We start from the raw sequence: 24,168 nt of genomic DNA on the forward strand, positions 1-24,168 counted from the left end.
TTTCCTTTTTATACACGACTTAATGTGCTTGCTAAATCCCCAATTCCATTGAGCTGAGATACTTGTCCTGCAAGCGGTTGACTAAAATGAATAGGTTTAATTTTTGCGGCACGTTCTTCTGAAAATACCGGCACCTGACTCATGGCAAATTCAGACAGCGCGGTAATGGTTAAGGATGGATTCACGCCCAAATTGCCTGGAATAATCGAACCATCCAGTACGCGCAGGTTTTTATACCCAAACACTTCACCCGATAAATCCACCACACCATTTTCTGGATTGGTGCCCATTGCCACACCACTCATAATGTGTGCGGTCATTGGCGTTCCTAACACCACTTCGGTCAATGCTGAACCGGCTTCACCACCGAGCTTCTTGGCAAATAATTTTGTTGCTTTCTCCGCAGCGGGAAACGATACGGTTAATGGTGTATCGCCTTTTTTTTGTACTGCAGTAACCCCATTTCTAAATAAGCGATACCATTTACGACGCCATTCCAAATGAATAAAGGCTTCAGATTTCTGCATGACCAAGAACAAAATTGAACTGCGTGCCTTACCTTTCGGGCGTAGCATTTTTGCAGTTTTAAAAGGATGCAATAAGGTGTTAAACAGGAACTTCACAATGCGGACGATGCCTGTACCAGTCACCATCGGCACATACGGTACATATAACCACGTTCCATCCGAGCCTTCACGGAAACGGTTCACTTCCATATTGGTATTATCATCAACAGAGATAAATGAGCTAATCGCCACCCCATCATCCACTTTTTCACGGGTATCATTCGCTGTGGTTAAGGTTTCTGAATTGGTTCGAATTTCTTGACCCAATAATGGCGAGATGTTTGGTAAAGTTTTATATTGATCGCGCATTTTTAGCAGCAATGGCACAGTGCCCATTACCCCACCAGACACCACCACGCCACGCGCACGCAAGGTGTATTGACGTACTTTTTTATCAATCACTTCTTTCACAATCACTTCATAGCCAGCACTGCCATCAGTATTCAGAGGCGTGATTTTAATCACTTCCGAACTTGGACGAATTTCCACCCCATTGCGCTCGGCAAAGTACAGATAATTCTTCATCAAGGTGTTTTTAGCGTTATAGCGACAGCCAATAATACAGTTACCGCAATATTGGCAAGTGCGTCGGTCCGGACCATCACCATTAAAGTACGGGTCTTTCATAACCTGCGCCCGTACCCCGTCTGCCTGTGGAAAAAATACGCCCGTAGCGACAGTTTTATAACTATCGCCATGTCCCATTTCTTCCGCGACTTCACGTAATGTTTCATCTGCAATATTGGTATAGGTATTTTTTGTTGTGCCGAGCATACGCTGTGCCAAGCCATAATAAGGCGCTAAAGTTTCTTTCCAGTCGCTACGGATCCGTGTCCACGCTTTGGAGTGGAAGACTTCATCGTCGGGAATAAAGTGTACGTTGGCATAAATTTGTGACCCACCACCCACACCCACGCCATGTACAATGGTTACTTTATTGGTGAAACTCATTTGTAGCGTACCCTGCATTCCTAATTCAGGGAGCCATAAATACTTTTTGGTTTCTAAGTTACTCTCAGGGAAGTCTTCATCCTTACGTCGCAAGCCTTTTTCTAAGATCAAGACTTTATTGCCTTTTTCACTTAAACGCAGCGCACTTACCGAACCACCAAAACCAGATCCAATCACGATTTGATCAAAATCAAAATCTACGTTTTGCATACTATTAACTCCTTTAATAGTCTTTTATCTCTTTATTTGTTTTTCATCAGCATGACGCTCTTCAGCCTTCTAAAGCCAAAGCTTTAAAGGTTGAGTCTGAACGTCTAAATGTATCGGGTACGTGCGCTTAGGATTTCGCGCGGGTTAAAAAGTTCAGCATGCGATTGGCAAAGTTGCCATAAGGCGGTGCCAAGAATTTCATGCTGGAAAAGCCCGCTTGATAGAACACTGGACGCATTTTAGAGAAGGTTAAAAAGCCTTCATAACCATGATAGTGCCCCATACCGCTAGCCCCCACACCACCAAATGGCAAGTCGTGTTGTCCGACATGGAACAGGGCATCATTGACCGAAACCCCACCCGACATCACGTGGCTAATGTAGTAGTTCACCAAGGCTTTATTCTGGCTAAATGGATAGAATGCCAATGGACGATCACGCTCGGCAATGTAGTTCACCACGTCTTCCGGTTCACGGTAGGTTTTCACCATCAAAATGGGACCAAAAGTTTCACGGGTATCAATTTCCATCAGATCATTACTGTTCAGGATCAGGGTCACTGGGAATTTACGACTCACTGGATCGGCAGCTTGCTGATTTAGATAAATCACTGTGGCGCCTTTTTCCTGTGCTTCACTCACGGTGTGGCTTAGGCGTTGGAACGCACGGTCATCAATAATTGAAGTGTAGTCTTTGCTGTGAATATCAGGCACATGTTGTTTGACCCAAGCCGTTGCTGCTTGAATAAAGGCATCTTTTTGCGATTCGTGTACAAACAGGTAATCGACATTGGTACAAATTTGTCCGGCATTAAACTGCTTCACAAACATAATCCGTTCTACCGCTTTGGTAAGCGAATAGTCTGGATCGAGGACTGCAGGTGATTTGCCACCCAGTTCCAACGTCACAGGCGTTAAGTTTTCAGCCGCCGCAGCCATCACTTTTTTACCCGTTGCACCTGAACCAGTAAACATAATGTGATCGAACGGCAGTTTAGAAAAGGCAATGCCTACACCACCAGTTTCATCAAAAATCTGCAGTTTCTCTGGTTTAAAATATTGCGGCGCCAGTTGAATCAGTAAGGCAGCCAAATGACGTGAGTTCTCCGACAACTTGACCATGGCTTTATTGCCCGCAGCAAAAACGGCCGAGAGTTGTGAGAACATTAAGTTAATCGGGAAATTCCACGGCACGATTAAGCCAATCACGCCCAAAGGTTGTGGGATCAAGCGGTTTTTACCACCAAAATACATACTGAGATCAACTTTGCGCTTCTGTACTTTGGTCCATTTTTTCAGATGTTTGATGCTACTATTAATATCATCTGTCGCAGTAATAATTTCTGCCAGTAAACTTTCATGTCGTGAACGATTACCATAATCGCGATTCACGGCATCAAGCAAAGCTTCACGATGATCATTGATCATGGCTTTTAGGTTCAGTAAATGCTGTTTCCGTTCAGCATTACTTTCAATTCTTTGTTGGGCGCTGCGCTTTTGTAATTGCAGACCATCTCGTAATTGCTGTTCGAGCATCGAATTTTCGGCATGGAGTTGCATACATTTCCCTTGTTCCAGCGAATGGATCGCCCAATCGTATTCTTAATCTTATGATTGAGCTTGACTTAGATTCACTTTAGCAGATCATCAAAAAAATGCTTGACCTTTTGGGACAGTGGATTGACAATTTAGGACAGTGAAAGGAGCATTAAATGGGCAACTATATACGGGCTGCTAGCCTTGGAGGTTTTGAAGAGTTAGTTCGCAGTTATGAGATCAATCCAATTGATATTCTCAAACAAGTCGGCATTTTACCGTCAATAATACGTGAACCGAATTCTTTTATTGATTATGATCGCTATCTCAATTTATTAAATCAAGCAGCAATCGCCTGTAACGAAGAATGTTTTGGTCTAAAATTGGGGGCTAGGCAAAATATTCGAACCATCGGTTTGATTGGTATTTATATGTCTCGGCAGAACACTATTTTAGAAGCACTCAATGTTGCACAAAAATATGTCTATTTGCATGCCGAAGGTTTAATTTTTCACGTGAATCAGCTCCCTAATCAATTGTGTGAATTAAACCTTGTTCGCTTGAATCAACAAAATACGGAAATGCCGCAAAAAGCTCAGCTCACTATTGGCTTAATCCAAAATATATTTAAAGACTTGATTGGTTCCACATGGAAACCTGAAAGAATTAAATTAAAACAACGTCCGCTAGAGATGAACCAGCAGTTATTTTCCGAAATACTAAATTGCGAAGTCGAATTTAATGCCAATCAAGATGCAATCTATTTTTCTACCGAATTTTTAGACTACAAACCATCTTGCTTTAATGAGGATATGATCAATCAACTGATTGAACAGCAACTTGAAAGCCAAAACAACAAACCTGTACATGATGATGAAATTTTGATTGAAAGTTCAGTCAAAATGCTCTTAGCGACAGGTGATTGCAGCATCGATAATATCGCGTTGTGTATGGGGGTTCATCCCAAAAAATTGCAGCGCCAACTCAAACAACGCGGTACTACTTATCGGGATTTACTGGAACATATTCGCAAAAAAGAAGCCATCCGTATTATGAATAGTAGTAGCATTACCTTGACCGATCTGGCATTGCAACTAGGCTATGCCGAATTATCGATTTTTAGCCGACGCTTTAAAAACTGGTTTGGTATTACCCCAACGGAATGGAAAGAAAAAGCCAAACAATTGACTTAAAAAAAGCAACGAGCCGAGCACTGCTTTTGTATGAAATAATGCATATCTTAGTAAACAGCAACCTCGATTTATTTCGGGAAAATAAATGAAGCAAGCAGTCGTACTCCCCAACCATTCGGGCTAGAATTGGTGTCCTATACCCAATAATATGCTTACGGAAAAACTGAAGTTTTTATTCAGTTAGTGACAGACGCTGTACTAGAAGGGTTTAAGCCATATCAAATCGTTTTGGGAATTTAAAAAGCGATTTTTCAATTACATCCAAGCTTATATTTTACTCTTTAATCCTTTGAATTTTTGTATCACACCAGATTGAATAACTTCCTCAACTCATAAAAGCTTAGTTATAAGAAAACCTGTTAGTTGTATGATAAATTTTAGATGTCGACTTATTCATTTGAGAATTATATTGCTGAATAAAACTTTAGAGGACGATTTTTTAAATAAAATTAATAGACCGAACAACCCTCAATTCAGTTGTTGAAAAAACTAATTACCCATTCCCAAACATCATCCAGTAGTGAGAATAAATCGTTTGAAAGCTCCATAACCTAGACATATATTGAGTCAAATTTTATGAAGGAATATCATCATGAAAAGTTGGAATTATTCAAATGCGCGCGCACAACTTTCTGAATTAATGGATCAAGCACTTGCAGGTCAACCTGTTGAAATTACTCGTCGTGGTCGAGAATCAGCTGTTATCATTAGTAAAGCATCTTATGAAATGTATAAAAAAGCCGAATTTGACAAAAAATTCAGCACCCAATCTCACACAGCAGATCATCAGTAATCACAGATGACCTGTATGTCTTAAACTACAGCTCTTCTAACGTCTTACATTTTATCGACCAGACGTGTAACGCCAGTAACAATCATATCAATTGCAATTGTTCCGATCAGTAAAGCGGATAAACGACCTACAATATCAAAATAGCGATCAATATATTTAGCATGTTTATAACGTAAATGATCATGAGAAAATTTCATCAAAATCAATATACTGCAACTTAAAAATAAAGTTAGTCCAATCACTAAAGCTGCTTCACCTATAGACATGCTCATGCCTGTAACCACCGCAGCACTGATCGTGCCTGGTCCAATCATAAACGGCATAGCAATGGTGCCTGCCAAATGCTCTGGTGCACCACGCATTTCACCAATAGTATCAGCACCTTGAAATACAAATCGATATCCAATGACAAGAAAAATTAATCCTCCAAAAATTTGGAATGACTCGAATCTCACATTTAAATATTTACTAAAAATTGCCTCGCCTCCCCAAGCAAAAAGCAAAAAAACCAGAAACGCAATGAGTGCTCCTTGAATAAGTCCTTTGTTAAATACTCTAGTCTCTGTATGTCGAATTAATCCAATCATGTAAATACTCATGAGAAAAGGATTCAACAATGAAAAGAATAATGCGAATGCATGAGTATATTGAGAAAGCATATTTGATTATCCAAGAGAGTCTTTTAGGTGAATTAAAAATGAAAAGTAGCTCTCTTTCATTTTGTAAAAGAGAGCTAGCCTTTTTAGAAGCTATAAACAAACATCAAGTTTAATAATTTGTTCCACTTGCCATCATCACCTGCAGCCAATGAAGATCCTGTTCCACCGACAAATGGATCATTCTTACTCATTAAATATTCTGTATATAAAGTTGCATTTTTATAATTCCATGCCACGCCAACAATATTGCGTTGCGAATCATCAAAACCCTGTTCTTTCTTATTGAAACCACTGAACACCACATACGGGGTCACGTTAAGAGCATCGTGGACGTTCTTAAAGCTATAACTTGTATCAACTGTGTAGAAATATCCCTTATTGGCAATGTCGTATTCAGCATCAAATGAACCGAATGTAGAACTACTAGGACTCAAAGCATCCTTATTACTAATCGACTGTTTACCGCCAGTCAGCACAACATTTAAGTTTTTATAGTTAATACGGTTAAACAGTGCCCAAGAATTTCGTGTCCCATCTTCAGATGTTTTTTTGTTTTCAATGTCCGAATGCCAATAGCTCCCACCTAATGAAACTTTTAGCTCATCTGTACTTAAAAATTTAAGCTCTTGATCAACCCGAGCTATCCACATATTTTTTTCATTTAAATCTGTTTTAAGCGGATCCGAAGATGACACGACATTTGCTGTATAGCGTGCAGCATCTTTACTTGTACCATGATAGTTGCCTCCATCTGTTGCGAAATAGGCGAGATCGACTTTAGTTGCTGATGGCATTTCAAAGTGCAAATTCACTCCCAAATCTAATGCATCCTGAAGCCCCATGGTATTGTTGATACCTGCATAGAAACTGCTGTCCCAATAACGTCCTGGGCCAAATGGAATAGGTTGTAAACCGACAGTGATATTATCGGTTGGATTTAAACGATAGCCAGCATAAGCTGAAACCAGCGTTGAAAAATCACAAAATGTATCGTACTGATAGCAACGATATTCAGCTTTACCAAACCAATCTGGAGATTCATAAGCTAATTTTAAAATCGCAGCATCAAATTTCACTTTTTGGTCAGATGCAGGTTCACCATAATGCTTATCTTGATAATTAGTACGGACTGCTCCTGACACCGTTAAAGCTCCGAGTTCACTCTTCGCATCACCAAATGTGACACCTGCAAAAGTAGGAAGTGTTACACCTAACGCAAATAACCCAACAGTTGCTTTACGATATAAATGATTCATTTACTGACATATCCTTTGTGTAATGAAATTAAAACAACGTATCCATATTGTTGTATTACCTTGATGTGTAGATATATGTTCACATCAACTTTTTAGCATTCATGCATAACCACGTTTAGCATCTTCGTGAAGCTAAACGTTTACGCAATATAGGCATGTTGAATGCTATGATTCAGCCTTAAGCAATCCCGTGTATTTCTTTCCAATTCCCAGGATGTACCACATAGCCAAACAGAGCATGTCCGCCATAGACTAATTCAGTACCTTCTGGAATCCACAGCATTTGCCCAGGGCGGACTTCATATTTCTGACCATTTGCAGTCAACTCAAAACAACCTTCAATGACGAAAATAACTTCGTCATACAGTACCTTCCATGCGACCTCTGCACCTTCCCAACGAGCAAAACCAATACCCATATTTGGAGATACATCAGCGCCTAACGCGCGTGCAACATAAGCCATACCAGGCGTATCACCACGTACATTAAAATTCAGTGACTGACTGTCAACTAAACGGACTTCACTCATCTTCCACTCCCTCTCTTACAATTCGCTACGGCTTTGCCATTTCGCCAAAGCAATACGGAATTTCACCCCCATCCCTAAAAATGGTTCTGGCGGATTCAAACTCGGCATACCTGTGACATACTGAATATCTTTAAGGTGTTCGGAATCAACTCCGACAGCCAATTCAGCAAGTAAAGTTCCCGAAATAGTGCCCCATGCAGCGCCTACACCGTTGTCACATGCACTGGCATACACGCCATCATCCAACTCACCAAAGAAGTTAGTGAAGTTACGTGAAATGGCGTAGACACCACCCCATGTTTCAGTGAATGGAACATCTGCAAGATCTGGATAACGATCAACAAAAGCTTTGCGGTGGTCTGCACGGATTTTTTTACGCTGCTCTTCGTTCACACTTGAACCGTATTTAGGCACGTGCTTGTACGTGTTACGAATCAAGATACGACGGTCAGCAGTCATTCGAAGTGTTGTACCTGCGTGGTCTGCTGGGGTTAAACCCCAATCCAATTCACCGTGGTAGCGCTTCATTTCTTCATCAGTTAATGGGCGCGTCCAACTTGCAAAAGTCATTACAGGCAATAGGCGGTTTCTTAAATAACCAAATTCTTGCGTGAAGATACTGGTTCCCAAAAGCAACTTAGGTGCTTTTATTGAACCATTATCACCATGTAAAACCCATTGATTACCGACCTTTTCCAAACGACGAATTGGAGATTCTTCCAATAGCTCTACATTTTCAGGAAGATGATCACCCATACCACGTACAAGAGCTGCAGGTTGCATCAGATATGATCCACCTGTGAAAATTGCACGGCTATAATAATTCGTACCTAAAACCTTCGATAACTCATCTTTTTCTACATAACGGAATGGTTCGCCAAGGTCTGTCATCAATTTTGCGAAGTGAGCCAAATGCGCTTCACCACGCTCACCAACCGCACCTTGATATTTACCAGCTAGTGACCATTGGCAATCAATGCTGTGCTTTTTAACCAATCCCTCTAACTGTGCAATTGCAGCACGGTTAAGCTTGAGTAACTTTTGCTTTAATTCAGGATCTGGATGTTCTAGTGAGAATTTATGCGGTAGATCAATAACAAAACCAGAATTTCGGCCCGATGCACCTTCAGCTACACGCTGTGCATCGACCAAAATAATACGAGCATTCGGTATGAGTTCAGCAAGCCTACGCGCTGCCGCCAATCCTGCAAAACCAGCACCAATAATAGCGTAGTCCGCAGTTTGAACGCCTGTTAAGCGTGTTGCTGGTTGTGCAGCAGGTAATGCGGCATACCAACCGCAACTTTTATCATCATGGGGTAAAGCAATCATGTTCTATATCCTTATGCTGCCGCACTGCTCTTATTCAGCTTTTCAAGCCATTCACTACGCTGCTGCTGTAATTGACTACCGAGGAGAGCAAAGCCTTTTAATACGCCAGCATCATCATGATAACTTGCAGCCCACTCATCCCCATGTTGTTCCACAGACCATTGACCTTGGCCTACAGGAGATAAGATCGATAGCGGAAGAACAGGAGTTTTCACCAATACAGGTGTATTCTTTAATGTTGCGTCGGTAGATTTACCTAATAAGCTGTTCACCAATGCTGGAATAGCTTGGTTAATTGGATTGATGTATGGCGCCCATTGACCTTCTACTTCTGCACAGTCACCTAAAGCAAAAATAGCGGCATCACTACTACGGTGATCTAAACCAGTGCGAATACCACGACCAACTTCTAAACCAGCGTCTTGAGCTAACGAAACATTTGGTTTCAAGCCTACTGCGCTTAATACCAAGTCCGTTTCTAAGACTTGACCATTTTGCAGTGTCACTTGATAACGATCGCCTTGTGCCTGAATAGAACTGATACTGTTTTCAAGTTCCCAATCTACACCGAGCTTGATTAATGCATTTTGTAATGCTCGACCCAATGCTTGTGGAATCAAACGTCCCATTGGCCATTGTCCTAATCCAACAACCGTCACTTTAATTCCATGCGCTGCTAAATCATTGGCAAACTCACAACCAATTAAGCCATCACCCAATAGCGTGACATGCTGCTTGCCTTCTAACATAGAACGGAAGCGACGATAATCTGCCAAGTCGTTTACACTCACGACCGCACTGGTATCGCCTTGCATAGGGATCACAATCGGAGAAGCACCCGTCGCAAGAACCAAGCGACCAAACGGATATTCACCAATTGAAGTAATTAATTTCTTGTTTGCACGGTCAATACGTTCAACACGGGTATGTGCATACACACGGATGTTTAAACGTTTTTCCCAGCTTAATGCGGTCTCGCGTACAAGCGAATGACCGTCCTTACCTAACGCCAAAGCATTAGATAAGGCAGGTTTACTGTAAATCGCGCCATCATCAAGAGTGAATAAAGTAATTTGCAGATCTGCGGACTGAGCACGTAATGCCGAAGCAAGTTGATAACCAGCATGACCACTACCAATAATCACCACAGGTTCAATTGTTTCTTGAACTTGTGGCTCTTCAACCACTTCATCTGTAATTTCAATCATTTCAAAGTCAGCTTTGGTAACCAAGCAGTCAGGACATAGCCAGTCTTCAGGTACATCTTCCCACTTTGTGCCAGGTGCAATACCATCAGCAGGCCAACCTTTCGCTTCGTCGTAGATCCATCCACAGACAATACATAACCACTTTTTCATCTTGTCTCATTCCTTCCCTGATGACTACGCGTGATGTGACAAACGAATTGCGATGTTTCGTGTTTGCACATAACTGTAGATCGCTTCCTGACCTTTTTCACGACCAAAGCCAGAAAGCCCGACACCACCAAATGGTGTTTCAATACCACCAGCAAACCATTCATTAATGAAGACTTGCCCAGCACGTAAGCGATTCGCGATACGCAATGTTTGATTGATGCCAGCACCAAATACGCCCGCAACCAAACCAAAGTCAGTACCATTTGCAATTTCAATCGCTTGGTCTTCATCATCAAATGGCATGATGACCAGTACAGGACCAAAAACTTCTTCCTGAGCAATACTCATAGATGGCGTTGCTTCAATAATAGTCGGCTCTACAAAGTAACCTGCGAGTTCTGGTGCTTTACCACCAGTTAATACCGTTGCGCCTTCTTGACGAGCCTGTTCCACCATAGCCAGAATACGTTGCTGCTGATCGAGAGAAACAACAGGTGTTAATTCGGCATGCGTTTCACCTGAACCAATGGTTAAGCTTTGCGCCATGGTTACGACAGCTTGTTTCACTTCTTCAAAACGACTGCGATGCACCAATAAGCGCGACATTGCAGAACACACTTGACCTGCGTTATAGAAAATACCGACTTTAACGCTACGGATCAGATTTTCTAAATCTACATCAGCTAAAGCAATTGCGGCGGACTTACCACCAAGCTCCATGACAGATGGTGTTGCACGTTGTGAAGCAGCTTTTAAAATGCGTTGACCCGTCGGAACTGAACCCGTAAATACGATTTGATTCGTATCGTTGTGTTCAACCAAATGGTTACCAACTTCAGAACCTTTACCGCAAAGTAAGTTCACCGCACCTTGTGGGAAGCCTGCTTTTTCAATTGCCGCAATTAACAAGGTCATCGCAAGAGGTGAAATTTCAGGAGACTTGATTACTACTGCATTACCCGCAGCTAATGCTGGAGCAAGTGAACGTGCACAGATCGATACTGGAAAGTTCCAAGGTACGATTTGAACAGAAATACCCATTGGTACGTATTGCGTAAAATCAACATAGTCTTTACCTAGCGGTACAGAGATTCCTTCGATTTTGTCTGCTATACCTGCGTAGTATTCGAAATAACGTGCAGCTTCTACAAACTCTTCACGCGCAGTTTCAAAATTTTTACCATTTTCTAAACAAAGCACCATTGCTGCTTCGTCAGTAATTTCACGAATTGCTTCTGCTGCTTTCAGCATCCACATCGTACGCTGTGCAGGACGTACATCTGTTAGTGCCCCACTTTCGACACAACGACGAGCAGCAGCCATTGCCAAATCAGCATCATCAGTTGTTGCTTGTGCAATCGTTGCATAAGGCTCTGCAGTACCAGGGTTCATGATCACCAATTGGCGGGGAGAATCCCGCCATTGACCATCAACATAGTTGAGGTAATGTTTCATTATTTACCCTCTAAAGCCGCTTTAGTTTGATTAGCCAACCATTGTTGGAAGAAATATGTTGGAAAATCCATTTCCGGTGAGAAAACACCACCAGTAAAACCTGGGGAATGACGACCTTTTTGCATGTTCTCTACTGCAAATACATCTTCCGAAAATACAACTTTCCAAGATTGCAAAGTCGCTTCACGACATGCGTCATATTCCGGGCTAAGTGCTTCATCGCCCACGTAATACAAGCGTAATTTTTCAATTGTTTTTTCAGGTGCGATAGGATCAATCATCATGGCAAATGCGTGGTCCGCTTGAATACCTAACAATACGTTCGGGAATACAGCAACGTATTCTGCATGACGTAATTGGTCTTCAGGCCAGCTTGGGAATTTTGGCAAGTGCGTACCAGCAGTTGCTGATAAGTTGTATTTGTAACTCCCCTGACCTGAGAAACGATCTTCAAACATAATGTTGTAGTGATCTTCAAGTTTTGAGTAGGTATTTAATGCAGGATGTACCCATGGCAAGTGATAGGCTTCACAGAAGTTTTCAACAGTCAGTTTCCAGTTACTCTCAACAGGAAGTTCAAATACTGAACCTGTTTTTGCCACACGAATTAAATCAAGATCATTAGTGCCTAAAAAAGCCTCCCAACGCTTTGCTAATGGTGCAATGTGCTCTTCAAATGCAGGTGCATCACCCGAAATATTGATGAAGACTAAATCCATCCAGATGGCTGAACGAAGTGCTTTTAAGCCATGTTTTTCACATTTAAAGCGTTCATCTTTATGCTGACCGATACCACCAATATGTGGCGTACCTTTTAGATTACCGTTTAAGTCATAGCTCCAAGAGTGGTATGGACAGCGAATCACGCCTTCAATGCTACCCTCTTCATGCACTAACTGCATGCCACGGTGGCTACATACGTTATGGAATACTTGAACTTCACCTTCACGGTTACGCATCATGACCAATGGCATACCCATAAAATCCACAGGTTTCACATAGGCATTTTTAGGTAAGTCTGAAGCAAATCCAACACACGCCCATGTTTTTGCAAAAACATTATCACGTTCAAATTGGAAGTATTCTTGACTAAGATATGCTTCATTCGGCATACCACTAGATTCAGTAATGGGGCTTAAAATATTCTCGATCTGTGCAATTGAAATCAGTTTTTGGCTAACTTGACTGTTCATCCGATAATCTCCATTTCGTTCCTAAACGCAGTTCTCCCTGCGAGGCCATTCAACCATGAGCACGTGGTGCCTTTGATAGTGAAGATTCTGTAAAATATCGAGCAAACAGACAAACGACTTTTTAGCTAGGCATACATGAGTTTTTATCATGCATCTAAAGAGGATGAATTTGGCTTATACTTGGTATGTGCGATCTATGATTAAAACTCACTCATGGATGAGAATAAATCAGTTGAGCAAATTCCATGTGAATCACTAAGCTTTTAAGACTCACATGATCAGTTAACAGGTAGTTAACTGCGGTGCCGCATCCAAGGAGGAGTTATGCGTGCTACATCTGGGGTCTTTAAGGGACTCAATCCGACAGTCACCGTCATTTCCAAAATTTTGGTTTTAGTTTTTGTATTGTTTTGTGCTTTTCAAGCTGAACAGGCAGGTAAACTATTTGAACAAGTTTCAACTATTTTATTAAATAACGTTAAGTGGTTCTACGTTGGACTCATGACGTTTGTTGTGGCTTTTTTACTGTATCTAATGGTTAGCCGTTTTGGTCTGATTCGTCTTGGAAAAGATGATGAAAAACCAGAGTTTAGCTTTATTGCGTGGATTTCCATGCTGTTCTCTGGGGGCATGGGAATCGGTATTGTATTTTGGTCTGCAGCCGAACCTATGTGGCACTACGCGAGCAATCCATTTACGCCAAATTTTAGTGATGAATCTGCCAGTATGGCAATGCAGTTGACCTTCTTCCATTGGGGCTTACATCCATGGTCAATTTTCTGTGTCACAGCATTAGCACTAGCTTACTTTTCATATCGAAAAGGTCTTCCTTTTAGTTTACGTTCAATTTTATACCCAATTATTGGTGACCGTATTTACGGTCCAATCGGACATACCGTCGATATTTTAACAGTAGTTATTACTGCCTTTGGTATCGCTCAAACTTTAGGAATGGGTGTAATCCAAATCAACTCAGGGCTAAATCAAGTTTTTGGTATTTCCAATAGTCTAGGTGTTCAATTTTCTATCATTGCGATCTTATGTAGTATTGCAACCGTTTCGGTCGTATTTGGTATTAACCGAGGGATGCAACGTATATCTGAACTCAATATGCTATTGTCAGTATTGTTAATCATAATTTTACTGGCAATTGGCCCAACTCGTTATATTTTAAATACTTTACTTGAGACAACAGGCAATTATACTCAAAATATTATCGGGATGAGTCTATGGAGCGATGCACAAAAAGATTCTGGTTGGCAAAACTGGTGGACAGCCTACTACTGGCCTTGGTGGATGACGTGGGGTCCTTTTGTCGGTATGTTTGTCGCTCGTATTTCTAAAGGTCGTACTATCAGAGAACTGATTGCAGGCGTGTTATTAGTTCCAACTTTAATTACCGCGATCTGGATGTCGACCGTGGGTGGCTCAGCACTGAAAATTGAACAAGACGCACGCCATCAATATGAAGCACAAACAGCGGCTTTAGTTGAAGCTGGTCAACCTGCTACACCAGCATTTGAAGGTGGTCCTATTGTCAAAGCGACTAAAGCAGACAACACAGCCGCTCTTTTCACCATGTTTGACAATATTGATCATGGTACTTTAGGTCAAGCGATGAGTGTAATCGCATGCCTATTGTTAGCAACTTACTTCATTACATCGGCGGATTGTGGAACCCATGTTCTATGTTTCCTTGATGCCGAAGGAGCAACAGATACACCGATCAAGATTAGAATTGTTTGGGGTGTCCTTATCGCGGTTATTGGTGCAGGTCTGCTCTATGCAGGTGGATTAAAAGCCATGCAAACAGCCTCTATTATCGCAGGCTTCCCAATTTCAATTTTTATTGCCATCTTAAGTGTGACCTTGTTTAAGTCTTTACGTCGTGAGCCTCAAGCTTGGGCAATGATGCCAGAGCATGTTCGTCCTGATTTTTGTGATAAACCTGTCTCGACTGAGACTCGGGAGAGTCCCAGAGTTATTGGGCAATCTATCTCGGAAAAATAAGCCAAAACATAAATAAAAAATAGGGATCACAAAGATCCCTATTTTTTATGCCTTCACTATATTGAATTAGGTCAAACCTTTCTGCCCCACTTGCCCTGGCAATTGCTCTAATAACCATTGACGAAAATGTTTCACACTCGAAGGAATCACACCACGATCAAGCGGCTCTAACATACAAAAACTCGCTGGTGTTCTTAAGACCGTATCAACAGGACGTACTAAAGATCCTGATTTTAAATAATCATCAACTAAAGATCCCCAAGCCAAAGCAAGACCATGTCCATTAATTGCTGCCTGTAATAACATCGGGTAGTTATTAATATTAATCCGATTCTTAGGCTTAACAATTGGGTAGTTCACCGATGTAAACCATTCACTCCAGTTAATCCAATCTTTTTGAGAATCATCTAGATATAACAAAGTTTTTTCAAAAATCTGTATTTGATTGTCGGTATCTTTGAATTGTTCCAAATATCCAGGACTACAAACAGGGAATACCTCTTCGGGAAAAAGCATGGTAGTTTGCATACCCACAGGAGGAACTTTGCAATAAAACAAGGCAATATCAAAATCCATTTTATATAAATCTTGAATATTCTCTGTAGTCAAAATCCGTAAATCTATTTCTTCACTTTGCTGAAAACCCGCAACTTTTGGCAATAGCCATAAAGAAGCCATCGCATTTGTGGTTGCTACTGTAACTTGGCGATCACCTTGCCATTTCTTAATTTCAGCTGTCGCTTGAGCGATATTCAATAAAGAAGCGTAAATCGTTTGGTAATACTGTGCCCCTGTCGGGCTTAATAAAATATTACGATTGGCACGAATAAATAGCTCTTTCCCTAAGTATTCTTCCAATTGTCTGATTTGTCTACTAATTGCGCCTTGCGTGACATTAAGTTCATCAGCAGCTTTAGTAAAACTCAAATGACGGGCAGCAGCCTCGAAAACGATGAGACTATTCATCGGAGGAAGTGGCTTGATCTTCATGGACACTCCTGATTTGTCCCAAAAATTAATCCATTAACAAAAAATTTCAACCTAAAATCTATACTAAATTACTAGGAAAATTTTTGGTTAGATTCTCATAATTATATCAGGAACAAAAATGATAAAAACTAATCTATCCATGAGAAAAAGTCATAGAGGTTTAATAATCACTCAGCTAGTAAAGTTGAGATGGTGGCAATTGAACCCTCACTAAAAATCCCGATATAACTGAATCTTACCGTCTAATCTCATTCATATTTTTACCAAACAATTACCCACATAATCTTTTCTAATAATATTCAACTTCCTCCTACTTCCTTAGCCTAATACTAACTATATTTTTTGGATGGCCTCGGACATTTTCGGACAAAAACATGATAAATTATTTCTCATAATTTTTAATAATTTTAGAGGGATAGACATCAATGACTTTGAACCAAAACCCAGAACAAATTGCACGGGACAACATTGATGCTCAACTTAAAGAAGCCGGATGGGAAATACAAAATTTAGATACAATGAACTTTTCTGCAGGACTAGGCATTGCGATCAGAGAATATCCAACTTCTACCGGCCCAGTTGACTATGCCCTCTTTGTCGATAATGAACCTGTTGGTGTAATTGAGGCTAAGTCTGAAGAATGGGGAGATAAAATTACGACTGTCGAAGAACAATCTTCTCGATATGCCAATTCAACACTTAAATATATTAATAATGACTACCCTTTAAGATTTGTATTTGAAAGTACTGGTGTCATTACTCGTTTTACAGATTTTAAAGATCCAAAACCTAAATCACGTCGTATCTTTAGTTTTTTTCAACCAGAAACAATCCTAAAGCTTTCACAGGAATCAAAATCATTTCGTGGGCGTTTGCATGACTTACCTAAATTAGACCATACAGGTCTACGTGATTGTCAGATTATTGCAGTTACAAATCTAGAGGCTTCTTTTAAGTTAGATAAACCACGAGCATTAGTTCAGATGGCTACAGGCTCTGGTAAAACATTTACTGCAATCACGTCTTCTTATCGCCTCTTAAAGCACGCCAAACCCAAAAGAATTCTATTTCTTGTTGATACTAAAAATTTAGGTGAACAGGCTGAACAAGAGTTCATGACCTACATTCCTCAAGATGATCATAGAAAATTTACAGAGTTATATACTGTAAGCCGATTAAGAAGCAGCTATGTTCCTACTGATGCTGAGGTTTATATCAGTACGATTCAGCGGATGTATTCGATTCTTAAAGATGAACCATTGGATGAGTCTGAGGAAGAAGAAAGCCTTGCTGAGCAGATGACACAACCCAAAGAACCATTACCTGTTGTCTATAATAAAAAAATTCCACCTGAATTTTTTGACGTCATTATTATCGATGAATGTCACCGCTCTATTTATAATTTATGGCGTCAAGTTCTCGACTACTTTGATGCCTACTTAGTAGGTTTAACTGCAACGCCTGACAACCGTACTTATGGTTTTTTTAATGCCAATGTAGTCAGTGAATATGATCATGAGAAGGCTGTTGCAGATGGTGTAAACGTTGGTAACGATACCTTTATTATTCGAACTAAAAAAACACAAGAAGGTGTCAAAGTTGAGGCTGAACGTTTGATCCAATTACGTGAAAGAAAAACACGTAAAACTAAATGGCAAACAACCGATGAAGACACTGAATATTCGAAAAAGCAATTAGATAAGGAAATTGTCTTACCCGATCAGATTCGTAAAGTAGTACAAACCTACAAAAACAATTTACCAAACATTTTCCCTAGTCGAGCTGAAGTGCCTAAAACACTCATCTTTGCAAAAACGGACAGTCACGCGGATGACATCATTCAAATCGTTCGGGATGAGTTTGGTGAGGGCAATGATTTTTGCAAGAAGATCACTTACAAAATTGATGAAGATCCTAAAACAGTCTTAGCCCAATTCCGTAATAACTTTTATCCACGTATTGCTGTTACGGTCGATATGATTGCCACAGGCACAGATATCCGACCACTTGAATGTCTACTCTTCATGCGTGATGTGAAAAGTAAGAACTATTTTGAACAAATGAAAGGTCGTGGTACACGTACCCTAGATGAAGAAAACCTCAAGAAGGTTACTCCATCAGCTAAAGGTGCTAAGAGTCGTTATGTGATTGTCGATGCGATAGGTGTAACTGAGTCTTTAAAAACAGCTAGTCAACCTTTGGACTCTAAACCAACTGTACCATTAAAGGATCTTGCACGAGGATTAACTTTAGGAGCACATGATCCAGATACTGTTGTCTCTTTTGCCAACCGCCTTTCTCGAATGGAACGTCAATTAGATGACTATCAACTTGAGCTTTTTGAAAAAGAATCAAACGGTTTAAGCTTACGCTCTTTTGTGAAAAATCTGTTTGATGCCGTTGATTCGGATAAAGTAAATCAAATCGCAATGGAACAGCATGGACTAACATCTGATGAGGAAGTTACAGACGAACATGTTAAACCGATTCTTAAAGCTCGTGTTAAAGAAGCAGTTAAAATTCTTAATGGGAATATGATTGACTTACTTGATACTATCCGCAAGCAAACTGAGCAAGTTTATTTAGAAGATGAAATTGATGAAGTCGTCACTGCGGAATGGGCTGGTGACATTCAAACCAATAGTGAAGCCTTGAGAAAAGATTTCATTGAATACCTTCATGAAAATATTGATGAAATTTCTGCACTGAATATTTACTTCAATATTCCACACCAACGTGCTCAAGTCACTTATGCCATGATTAAAGAGTTATTGGTAAAATTACAGCACGAGCGACCAAAACTTGCTCCATTACGTGTATGGGATGCGTTTGCATATTTAGAAAGTTACGACACAACCGCTTCTCGTCCAATCAATGATCTTACTGCCCTGATGTCTTTATTACGCCGTATCTGTGGTTTAGACGAAGCTTTAGTTCCTTATGATGCAACAGTGCGTCAAAATTTTAAACGTTGGATTTTTAAATCCAACAATACTGAAGGTTCTAAGTTCTCTGATGTACAGCTTGACTGGTTACGAATGATGCGTGATCACATTGCAAACTCTTTCCATATTGATCATGATGACCTCGACATGGCTCCTTTTGATAGTGAAGGTGGTTTAGGTCGCATGTATCAGCTATTTGGAGATGATATGGACACTATTATTCAAGAAATGAATTTGGAGCTAGTCGCTTGATGAAATCAGAACTGCCTGAAAATTGGGTTTCAGTATCTTTTGAAACTATTTACGAAAACATCAGTATATCTAAGCTCAAAATTAAAGAAGATGAATACCTCGCTAATGGCTTATATCCTGTCATTGATCAAAGTAGTTCAAAATTAGTTAGCGGATTTTCAAATGACCCATCTAAATTAGTTAATCACGATGGAACCAAAATAATATTTGGAGATCATACAAAAGTTATAAAGCTATTTAATGATCCTTTTGTTCCCGGTGCAGATGGTATTAAAGTACTAAATGTTAACTCTACAGTTTCAATTAAGTATGCTTTTTATCTTTTAAAAAGCTTAAAGATTCCAAACAAAGGATACGCTCGTCATTTCTCTTTATTAAAAAACTTTTCTTACCCTATAGCACCTTATGCTGAGCAAATACGAATTGTTCAAAAAATTGAGGAGTTATTTTCTGAAGTTGATGATGGTATTCAGTCTTTAGAAACCGCAAAGAAGCAATTAGAGATTTATCGAGAAGCTACTCTTATTCAAGCTTTTGAAGGGAAGTTAACAGAAGAATGGCGTAGAAATAATGACTTCTTAGTTGTCCAAAGTGAACTCTTAAAATCTAAATTGGCTGCTGAAAGAAAAAGTAGATATGAGAATGAAATAGAGAAATGGAAAGAATCTGTAAAAAAATGGGAATCAAAGCAGTTGGAAGGACGCAAACCTACCAAGCCTAGAGCTCCAAAAGACATACAAACATTGATAAATGACACCTTAACAACATTACCTGCTCTACCTGCGGAGTGGTACTGGGACACACTTGGGAATATTACGTCAGGTGTTGAATATGGAACTTCAGCAAAATCTCAAGAATCTGGCTCTGTTCCAGTGATACGTATGGGTAATATTCAACAAGGTGTTATTGATTGGGATGATTTAGTTTATACATCAGATGAACAAGAAATCGAGCAGTATGAATTAAAAGCAGGAGATGTTCTTTTTAATCGTACAAATAGCCCAGAACTGGTTGGTAAAACAGCAATTTATAAAGGCGAAAAACCTGCAATTTTTGCTGGTTATTTAATTCGTGTTAATCACTATTCAAATTTGATTGATTCAAATTTTTTAAATTACTATCTCAACTCACACATTGCTAAAACCTATGGCAACTCAGTTAAAACAGATGGTGTGAATCAATCTAATATTAATGGTGAAAAATTACAGAATTACCCCTTCCCATTTTGTTCTTTAGAAGAACAACGGGAAATAGTGAAAATTATTTCTAACTTCCTAGATAAAGAAAAAGTTACACGCCAATACTTGGACTCAGAGCTAAAACGAGCACATCTCTTAAAACAATCTATTTTACAGAAAGCTTTTTCAGGTCAACTCATTCCACAAGTTCCGAACGATGAACCTGCTTCAGTTTTACTTGAACGTATTAAGGCGGAAAAAGAGGAAGAGTTAGCAAAATCCAAAGCCAACAAAGCTCCTAAAAAGCCAACTAAGCGTAAAACCAAAACTACAAAAAAAGATGAGCCTGCTCAACAGGAATTGATATGAGCACTTTCGAAACTAAACAGCCTGAATTAGAGACCTTAATTCATCAAATTAAAAATGGTGAACTTCAACTACCCGACTTCCAACGTGGCTGGGTATGGGACGATGAACATATTCGCTCACTGTTAGTGAGTATTGCACGTTCCTTCCCTGTGGGTGCAGTCATGCTTCTAGAGACTGGTGGACCTGTCAACTTTAAAGTACGTGCTGTTGAAAATGTAGAATTTTCAGGTGAAACGCCTTCACCTAAATATTTAATCTTAGATGGTCAACAACGACTGACTTCTTTAACACAAGTCTTAGCTTTAAATAAGCCTGTTAAAACCTTTACTGAAAAAGGTCAAGAAATTGAGCGCTATTACTATATAGATATCGAAGCTGCCCTAAATGGACAATTCGATGACGCTTTTATTTCGGTTGGTAAAGATAAAACGGTTAAAACGAATTTTGATCGTGATTTTAAACAAATCGAAAATGGTGCTGGTCAGCTTATTACTTTAGATTTCTCGACGACTGAGAAAGAGTATGAAGCAATGTTTTTCCCTTGTAGCTTGATCTTTAATAGCCATGCTTGGGAAATGGGATTGCTGAAATACAATCAGGATAAATATATTCGTTTCGCTGACTTTAAAGATAAAGTCTTACAGGAATTCAAATCCTATAAAATTCCAGTGATTCAGCTCAACAAAAATACATCTAAAGATGCTGTATGCCTTGTATTTGAAAAAGTAAATACAGGTGGTGTTCCCCTCTCTGTCTTTGAATTGGTCACTGCATCATTTGCAGCAGAAAATGATAAAGGCAATAATCTACGAGAAGATTGGTACGGTGATCAAAAACAAGCCCTCGAGGGACGTTATCAACGTATTGTTGAAAATCGAAAAATTCTCTCAAAACTTGAACCAACCGATTTTTTACAAGTTATCAGTTTATTAACTACCTATGATAAACGTCAAATTGACAGAAAGGAAGGTAAAACAGGTAAATTACTTTCTGCGGTTTCAGCTAAGCGACAAGCTGTACTGACTCTGACCTTACAGGATTATAAGCAATGGGCGAATGCTGTTGAGACTGGCTTTACTGAAGTCGCAAGCTTCCTTACGAAACAATGTTTCTTCTCAGAACGTGAATTACCATACCGTGGTCAACTTATTCCTCTCGCAGCAATTATGACAAAATTAGCTGAAAGAAAAATGAATTGGCGTGAACCTAAAATTCTACAAAAGTTAGAACAATGGTTCTGGTGTGGCGTCTTAGGTGAGCTCTATGGTGGTGCTGCTGAAACTAGAACTGCCAATGACCTAGAAGATTTCATAGCTTGGGTAGAGAATGATGAAACCATTATCAGAACGATTTTTGACGCTTCATTCCAACCTGAACGACTTGAAACTTTAAGATCTCGCCAAAGTGCTGCTTATAAAGGTATCAATACTTTAGTACTCCGTGAAGGTGCAAAAGACTTCTTTTGGAATGAAACCATTCAGCAACTTGATTTAGATGGCAAACCTTTAGATATCCACCATATTTTCCCTCAACAATGGTGTAAGGAAAAAGAAATAAAACCGGCAGTATATGATTCGATTATTAACAAAACCCCTCTATCAGCCTCCACAAATAGAGCGATTGGAGGTAAAGCACCATCTATTTATTTAAGTCGATTACAGAATTTTAATACGACTCAATACTCTGATGAGCAAATGGATTCAATTCTAGAAGGCCATCTCATACCAACCGATGAGATCCGTAAAGATGATTTTGAATCATTTATGAGATTACGAGCTGATAACCTTATTAGTCTCATATATCAAACTATGGGTAAAACCTTAAGATCTAACCAATTTATTAACCAATACACACAAGCTAATGCAGAGGCAACTTCATGAATGCATCATCTATAGTTTCAAAAGTATGGAGCTTTTGTACCACCCTTCGTGATGATGGTGTTGGTTATGGAGATTACCTCGAACAGATTACGTATCTCATCTTCTTAAAAATGGCTGATGAGTATTCCAAACCACCTTATCGTCGTAATGTTGGCATTCCTGAAAAATATAAATGGGATACGCTTTTAAATACAAAAGGTGCCGAGCTAGAGCTTCATTACATTAGCCTTTTACGAGATCTTGCCAAGGAAAAAGGCATGTTGGGTCAAATCTTTACAAAGGCCCAAAATAAAATCCAAGACCCTGCAAAATTATCACGTCTCATTGAAATGATTGATAGCACTCAATGGGTCACTTTAAATACGGATGTTAAAGGTGATATTTACGAAGGCCTTTTAGAAAAAAATGCCGAAGATACTAAATCTGGTGCAGGTCAATACTTCACTCCACGTTCTTTAATTAAAACGATTGTTGAATGTGTCCGTCCTGAACCGAATAAAACAATTGCTGATCCAGCTTGTGGTACTGGTGGATTCTTCCTCTCAGCGTATGAGTTTTTAACAAAAAATCCTGATGCCCCTTTAGATAAAGATGCAAAAGCATTTTTAAAGAATAGTACCTTCCATGGTAATGAGATTGTCGCAAATACTCGTCGCATGTGCCTGATGAATATGTTTCTGCACAACATTGGTGAAATTGACAAAGATAGTCTTATTTCACCAAATGATGCGTTGATTGCACCTAGTCCAATTACTGTGGACTATGTATTGGCAAACCCTCCATTTGGTAAGAAAAGCTCAATGAGCTTTACCAATGAAGATGGCGAACAGGAAAAAGAAGATTTGACGTATAACCGTCAGGACTTTTGGGCAACCACATCAAACAAACAACTTAACTTCCTACAGCATATTTGTTCGATGTTAAAAACAACTGGACGGGCTGCTGTTGTTGTTCCAGATAATGTTTTGTTTGAAGGTGGAGCTGGTGAAACGATCCGTAAAGAGTTAATGTCCAAAACTGAATTACACACTATTCTTCGTTTACCTACAGGTATCTTTTATGCTAATGGCGTAAAAGCAAATGTACTGTTCTTTGATAACAAACCTGCTAGTAAAGATCCATGGACTAAAGAAGTTTGGTACTACGATTACAGAACGAATGTACACCACACCTTAAAGAAAAAACCAATGCGTTTTGAAGATCTACAAGACTTCATCAAATGCTATAACCCTTTAAATCGTTTTGAGCGTTCTGAAACTTGGCACGCTGAGAACAATCCTGAGGGTCGTTGGAAAAAGTTTAGCTATGCTGAATTAGTCAAACGAGATAAAACGAGTCTTGATGTATTCTGGCTTAAAGACAAAAGTCTGACAGATTTAGATAATCTACCTGATCCAGACATTCTAGCTAATGAAATTATCGAAAATATCGAGTCAGCTTTAGAAAATTTCCGTAGCGTTCTAACGAAACTAGAAAACTAATAAAAAAAGGCTCCCTAGATGGGAGCCCTTTTCA

17 protein-coding genes and 2 pseudogenes are annotated in these 24,168 nt (G+C 39.7%); 8 read left to right on the forward strand and 11 right to left on the reverse strand.

The window, feature by feature from the left end; translation table 11 throughout:
* Positions 1-8 precede the first annotated feature (8 nt).
* Together AC13CK_RS11230 and AC13CK_RS11235 are read right to left on the reverse strand one after the other, a co-directional pair.
* Positions 9-1,727, reverse strand: coding sequence for a GMC oxidoreductase (locus tag AC13CK_RS11230; RefSeq protein ID WP_282362086.1), 1,719 nt, complete (start codon positions 1,725-1,727; stop codon positions 9-11).
* A 127-nt stretch (positions 1,728-1,854) separates the two neighbouring features.
* The gene (locus tag AC13CK_RS11235; RefSeq protein WP_282362087.1) at positions 1,855-3,285 is read right to left on the reverse strand and encodes a coniferyl aldehyde dehydrogenase; all 1,431 of its coding nucleotides are present in this window, start codon (positions 3,283-3,285) and stop codon (positions 1,855-1,857) included.
* A 152-nt stretch (positions 3,286-3,437) separates the two neighbouring features.
* Here AC13CK_RS11235 and AC13CK_RS11240 point away from each other — a divergent pair, with 152 nt between their 5' ends.
* The 3 genes and pseudogenes from AC13CK_RS11240 to AC13CK_RS11250 all read left to right on the forward strand — a co-directional run bounded on the left by AC13CK_RS11240 (position 3,438) and on the right by AC13CK_RS11250 (position 5,247).
* Positions 3,438-4,454, forward strand: a complete 1,017-nt coding sequence (locus AC13CK_RS11240; RefSeq protein ID WP_482831203.1) for an AraC family transcriptional regulator — start codon at positions 3,438-3,440, stop codon at positions 4,452-4,454.
* 150 nt (positions 4,455-4,604) lie between these two features.
* A pseudogene (locus AC13CK_RS11245) lies at positions 4,605-4,694 on the forward strand (LysR family transcriptional regulator); the annotation flags it as partial.
* Between the two features lie 352 nt (positions 4,695-5,046).
* Positions 5,047-5,247, forward strand: coding sequence for a type II toxin-antitoxin system Phd/YefM family antitoxin (locus AC13CK_RS11250; RefSeq protein WP_282362091.1), 201 nt, complete (start codon positions 5,047-5,049; stop codon positions 5,245-5,247).
* Between the two features lie 44 nt (positions 5,248-5,291).
* Here AC13CK_RS11250 and AC13CK_RS11255 read toward each other — a convergent pair whose 3' ends face one another.
* The 8 genes and pseudogenes from AC13CK_RS11255 to AC13CK_RS11290 all read right to left on the reverse strand — a co-directional run bounded on the left by AC13CK_RS11255 (position 5,292) and on the right by AC13CK_RS11290 (position 13,029).
* Positions 5,292-5,906 carry a MarC family protein gene (locus tag AC13CK_RS11255; protein WP_282362093.1) on the reverse strand — a complete coding sequence of 205 codons (615 nt, stop codon included), beginning with the start codon at positions 5,904-5,906 and terminating at the stop codon, positions 5,292-5,294.
* Between the two features lie 83 nt (positions 5,907-5,989).
* Positions 5,990-7,162: a hypothetical protein gene (locus AC13CK_RS11260; protein ID WP_282362094.1), complete on the reverse strand. Its 1,173-nt coding sequence runs from the start codon at positions 7,160-7,162 to the stop codon at positions 5,990-5,992.
* Between the two features lie 178 nt (positions 7,163-7,340).
* Positions 7,341-7,691 (reverse strand): cupin domain-containing protein, encoded by a 351-nt coding sequence (locus AC13CK_RS11265; RefSeq protein ID WP_153566796.1) that lies wholly within the window; start codon positions 7,689-7,691, stop codon positions 7,341-7,343.
* Between the two features lie 15 nt (positions 7,692-7,706).
* Complete coding sequence (locus AC13CK_RS11270; protein WP_282362097.1) at positions 7,707-9,023, reverse strand: NAD(P)/FAD-dependent oxidoreductase; 1,317 nt, start codon at positions 9,021-9,023, stop codon at positions 7,707-7,709.
* An 11-nt stretch (positions 9,024-9,034) separates the two neighbouring features.
* Positions 9,035-10,231 (reverse strand): NAD(P)/FAD-dependent oxidoreductase, encoded by a 1,197-nt coding sequence (locus AC13CK_RS11275; protein ID WP_282362106.1) that lies wholly within the window; start codon positions 10,229-10,231, stop codon positions 9,035-9,037.
* Positions 10,220-10,381 (reverse strand): annotated as a pseudogene (locus AC13CK_RS11280) (rubredoxin); the annotation flags it as partial. The pseudogene AC13CK_RS11280 and the gene AC13CK_RS11275, both read right to left, overlap by 12 nt.
* Before the next feature lie 24 nt (positions 10,382-10,405).
* On the reverse strand, positions 10,406-11,836 hold the full coding sequence (locus AC13CK_RS11285) for an aldehyde dehydrogenase family protein (protein WP_282362098.1): 1,431 nt from the start codon (positions 11,834-11,836) through the stop codon (positions 10,406-10,408).
* Complete coding sequence (locus tag AC13CK_RS11290; RefSeq protein WP_282362099.1) at positions 11,836-13,029, reverse strand: aromatic ring-hydroxylating oxygenase subunit alpha; 1,194 nt, start codon at positions 13,027-13,029, stop codon at positions 11,836-11,838. Before AC13CK_RS11290 ends, AC13CK_RS11285 begins: the two co-directional genes overlap by 1 nt.
* Positions 13,030-13,353: 324 nt before the next feature.
* Here AC13CK_RS11290 and AC13CK_RS11295 point away from each other — a divergent pair, with 324 nt between their 5' ends.
* Positions 13,354-15,039, forward strand: coding sequence for a BCCT family transporter (locus AC13CK_RS11295; protein ID WP_282362100.1), 1,686 nt, complete (start codon positions 13,354-13,356; stop codon positions 15,037-15,039).
* Between the two features lie 66 nt (positions 15,040-15,105).
* Here the strand turns inward: AC13CK_RS11295 and AC13CK_RS11300 are convergent, their stop codons facing one another.
* The gene (locus AC13CK_RS11300; RefSeq protein ID WP_282362101.1) at positions 15,106-16,029 is read right to left on the reverse strand and encodes a LysR substrate-binding domain-containing protein; all 924 of its coding nucleotides are present in this window, start codon (positions 16,027-16,029) and stop codon (positions 15,106-15,108) included.
* A gap of 425 nt (positions 16,030-16,454) precedes the next feature.
* On the opposite strand from AC13CK_RS11300, the gene AC13CK_RS11305 reads away from it, so the two are divergent.
* Genes AC13CK_RS11305 through AC13CK_RS11320 form a run of 4 tightly spaced genes read left to right on the forward strand, consistent with a single transcriptional unit; the run spans position 16,455 to position 24,134 of the window.
* Entirely contained in the window at positions 16,455-19,226 is a 2,772-nt protein-coding gene (locus AC13CK_RS11305; RefSeq protein ID WP_482831205.1) for a type I restriction endonuclease subunit R, read from the forward strand.
* Entirely contained in the window at positions 19,226-20,773 is a 1,548-nt protein-coding gene (locus tag AC13CK_RS11310) for a restriction endonuclease subunit S (RefSeq protein WP_482831206.1), read from the forward strand. Before AC13CK_RS11305 ends, AC13CK_RS11310 begins: the two co-directional genes overlap by 1 nt.
* Positions 20,770-22,653: a GmrSD restriction endonuclease domain-containing protein gene (locus AC13CK_RS11315; RefSeq protein ID WP_482831207.1), complete on the forward strand. Its 1,884-nt coding sequence runs from the start codon at positions 20,770-20,772 to the stop codon at positions 22,651-22,653. The genes AC13CK_RS11310 and AC13CK_RS11315 overlap by 4 nt, the downstream gene beginning before the upstream one ends.
* Positions 22,650-24,134 carry a type I restriction-modification system subunit M gene (locus AC13CK_RS11320; RefSeq protein WP_482831208.1) on the forward strand — a complete coding sequence of 495 codons (1,485 nt, stop codon included), beginning with the start codon at positions 22,650-22,652 and terminating at the stop codon, positions 24,132-24,134. Before AC13CK_RS11315 ends, AC13CK_RS11320 begins: the two co-directional genes overlap by 4 nt.
* Positions 24,135-24,168: the final 34 nt, after the last annotated feature.

The organism is Acinetobacter sp. L-24 (assembly GCF_056857555.1).

Bases quoted from the DNA above. Each gene is read 5' to 3' on its own strand.
- AC13CK_RS11315 (WP_482831207.1), top strand. From the start codon at position 20,770: ATGAGCACTTTCGAAACTAAACAGCCTGAATTAGAGACCTTAATTCAT.
- AC13CK_RS11255 (WP_282362093.1), bottom strand. From the start codon at position 5,906: ATGCTTTCTCAATATACTCATGCATTCGCATTATTCTTTTCATTGTTG.
- AC13CK_RS11275 (WP_282362106.1), bottom strand. From the start codon at position 10,231: ATGATTGAAATTACAGATGAAGTGGTTGAAGAGCCACAAGTTCAAGAA.
- AC13CK_RS11300 (WP_282362101.1), bottom strand. From the start codon at position 16,029: ATGAAGATCAAGCCACTTCCTCCGATGAATAGTCTCATCGTTTTCGAG.
- AC13CK_RS11295 (WP_282362100.1), top strand. From the start codon at position 13,354: ATGCGTGCTACATCTGGGGTCTTTAAGGGACTCAATCCGACAGTCACC.
- AC13CK_RS11285 (WP_282362098.1), bottom strand. From the start codon at position 11,836: ATGAAACATTACCTCAACTATGTTGATGGTCAATGGCGGGATTCTCCC.
- AC13CK_RS11310 (WP_482831206.1), top strand. From the start codon at position 19,226: ATGAAATCAGAACTGCCTGAAAATTGGGTTTCAGTATCTTTTGAAACT.
- AC13CK_RS11250 (WP_282362091.1), top strand. From the start codon at position 5,047: ATGAAAAGTTGGAATTATTCAAATGCGCGCGCACAACTTTCTGAATTA.
- AC13CK_RS11290 (WP_282362099.1), bottom strand. From the start codon at position 13,029: ATGAACAGTCAAGTTAGCCAAAAACTGATTTCAATTGCACAGATCGAG.
- AC13CK_RS11265 (WP_153566796.1), bottom strand. From the start codon at position 7,691: ATGAGTGAAGTCCGTTTAGTTGACAGTCAGTCACTGAATTTTAATGTA.
- AC13CK_RS11305 (WP_482831205.1), top strand. From the start codon at position 16,455: ATGACTTTGAACCAAAACCCAGAACAAATTGCACGGGACAACATTGAT.
- AC13CK_RS11260 (WP_282362094.1), bottom strand. From the start codon at position 7,162: ATGAATCATTTATATCGTAAAGCAACTGTTGGGTTATTTGCGTTAGGT.
- AC13CK_RS11270 (WP_282362097.1), bottom strand. From the start codon at position 9,023: ATGATTGCTTTACCCCATGATGATAAAAGTTGCGGTTGGTATGCCGCA.
- AC13CK_RS11320 (WP_482831208.1), top strand. From the start codon at position 22,650: ATGAATGCATCATCTATAGTTTCAAAAGTATGGAGCTTTTGTACCACC.
- AC13CK_RS11230 (WP_282362086.1), bottom strand. From the start codon at position 1,727: ATGCAAAACGTAGATTTTGATTTTGATCAAATCGTGATTGGATCTGGT.
- AC13CK_RS11235 (WP_282362087.1), bottom strand. From the start codon at position 3,285: ATGCAACTCCATGCCGAAAATTCGATGCTCGAACAGCAATTACGAGAT.
- AC13CK_RS11240 (WP_482831203.1), top strand. From the start codon at position 3,438: ATGGGCAACTATATACGGGCTGCTAGCCTTGGAGGTTTTGAAGAGTTA.